Here is a 2127-nt window from a genome sequence, read left to right on the forward strand (position 1 = left end):
GCCCTACCTGCTCACCTTCGAGCAGGAGGTCATCGAAGGCAGTACGGATGACGAGGGCTTCCTCGAGGCGAAGGTCCCCTTCACCGTCAGCCAGGTGGAGCTGGAGTGCGAGGGCCTGTCCTGGGAGGTCGCGCTGGGCACCCTGCGTCCCATGAGGGACACTCCTGACCACGGTGTCTCCGGCGCGGAGTCCCGGCTCATCAACCTGGGCTATGCGCTGGAGCCCACGGGGAAGATGACGCTGGAGCTTCGCAGCGCCATTCGCGCCTTCCAGCACCGCTGCGGCCTGGAAGTCACCGGCCACCTGGACGTGGAAACCCTGCGGAGGCTTGAGGAGCTGCACGGGAGCTGAACCCGTTTACGTGAGAGATACCGATGGCAGCCAAGGCCGCGAAGAAGAAGACCGCGAAGGACGCGCCCCCGCAGGCCGCGCCGAAGCAGGACAAGCCCAAGAAGGTGGCTGCGGCGACGGCGCCGGAGAAACAGGCGCATCATGCGACGCTGAGTGAGACGAAGTGCTCGGACTGCGCGGTGGGCCTGCTGAAGCAGTTCGCGAGCGAGAGCCTGCGGAACCAGAAGGAGCTCGACCCGGGCAACCAACGGTTCCACCTGCAGGATGACGAGGAGCTGGAGTTGCAGCGGACAAACCCGCTCACGCTCCAGCTCGTGGGCCTGCGCCGGGAGCGCTCCCTGTCCAACCAGTTCGACGACCTGCTCGTCGTGCTCTACGACCCGGCCCTGTTGAAGGAAGGAGAGAAGACCGTCCTCGAGGCCGAGGGACTCCGCGCGGAGAACCTGACGGACGCGCAGGCGTATGTGGATGCCGTGCTCGCGGAGACGGAGTGGCCGGTCCCGAAGCACTGGCCCCATCCCGGCGTGGATGTCTCGTGTCCGCAGTGCAAGCACTGGCGGGTGGCTGTCCTGCCCATCACCACCGAGCCTGGCTACGACGAGGACAAGCCTGCCCTGAAGGACGACAAGGGCAACGCGCTCCCCGACTTCGACAACTACACCCTGCTCCCGAACGACGTGGGGGCCATCGCTCCCGGTATCTACAACGGGTATTACCGGGTGGGTCTCCACAAGGGCGCGAGCAACCCGCCCACCTCCTACGCCGCGCTCCAGTTCGCCGCGCCCTCCATCCCCGCCCGGCGGCGCTTTCCCGTCTCCGACTTCCTGAACGCCGCGCAGGCCGCGCACGACAGCGGCCGGGATGAGGACTTCCGCGCGAAGTTCGCCGAAGACGACGAGGAGGAGCAAAAGAAGGTTCGCGCGGAGCTCGAGGTGAAGCTCGGCGAGACGCTGCCGCGGAAGAAGGCCCGGCAGAAAGTGGCCTTCGCGCGGGCGGTGGAGGCGGCGCTCGAAGCGCGGAACCGCGAGTACTACAAGCCCCGGATTGCCGAGCACCGGAAGCAGCAGGCTCGGGAGATGCTCGACGCGTGGGTCAATGGCTCCGAAGCGCTGAAGGTGAAGCGAAAGATTGACGCCAGCGAGAGGCTCATCCGGCTCGAGGACGCCAGCGGCGCGGAGACGCAGAACTTCGAGGCGGAAGACAACCAGTTGTCCCACCTGGAGGTGGTGGAGGATGACAAGGCGCCCATGAAGGTGGGCCTCCAGCTCGTCTTCCAGGCCCCGCCTCCTCCTCCCGCCATGCCCCCTGCGTCAACCGCGGTCCCCACGCCTCCGGTCCCCACGCCTCCGGTTCCCACCAGCGCTCCGGGACTTCCCGCCGAGCCGGCTGCCCCTCCTCCGCCCAGGACCCTGCGACTGACAGAGCGCAATGTGCTTGTCGTCTTCGGCACCGCCGGCGCCACCAACATCCACCGCTCGGTCGACGGAGAGAACGGCTCCTGGAGACGGGGGCGCGAGGTGAACGACTTCTCCGAGGGGTGTCAGGTCTTCCGCTCGCCCGATGATTTCCGTGACTTCATGCGGATGGCCATGCTGTCCAAGCGTGCGCACTGCCCGTCTCGCAAGGCGAGCTGTTGCGAGAAGCTCACGGTGCAGGACGTCGAGACGGCCATCGGCCCGAAGATGACGGAGTTCATCGGCAAGTGTCCCAGTGTCTTCGCCTTCGCCGAGGACGCCAAGCGCGCCATCACGAGGGCCTTCACCCCACCGCCGCCT

1 protein-coding gene and 1 pseudogene are annotated in these 2127 nt (G+C 67.1%); both read left to right on the forward strand.

What is annotated here, in order from left to right; all coding sequences use genetic code 11:
• On the forward strand, positions 1 to 352 hold a 352-nt coding region (locus FJV41_RS48860; protein ID WP_141649467.1), incomplete at its 5' end, for a peptidoglycan-binding domain-containing protein.
• A 23-nt stretch (positions 353 to 375) separates the two neighbouring features.
• Positions 376 to 2127, forward strand: a pseudogene (locus tag FJV41_RS48865) (hypothetical protein); the annotation flags it as partial.

This window comes from Myxococcus llanfairpwllgwyngyllgogerychwyrndrobwllllantysiliogogogochensis (assembly GCF_006636215.1).
Taxonomy (GTDB): Bacteria; Myxococcota; Myxococcia; order Myxococcales; family Myxococcaceae; genus Myxococcus; species Myxococcus llanfairpwllgwyngyllgogerychwyrndrobwllllantysiliogogogochensis.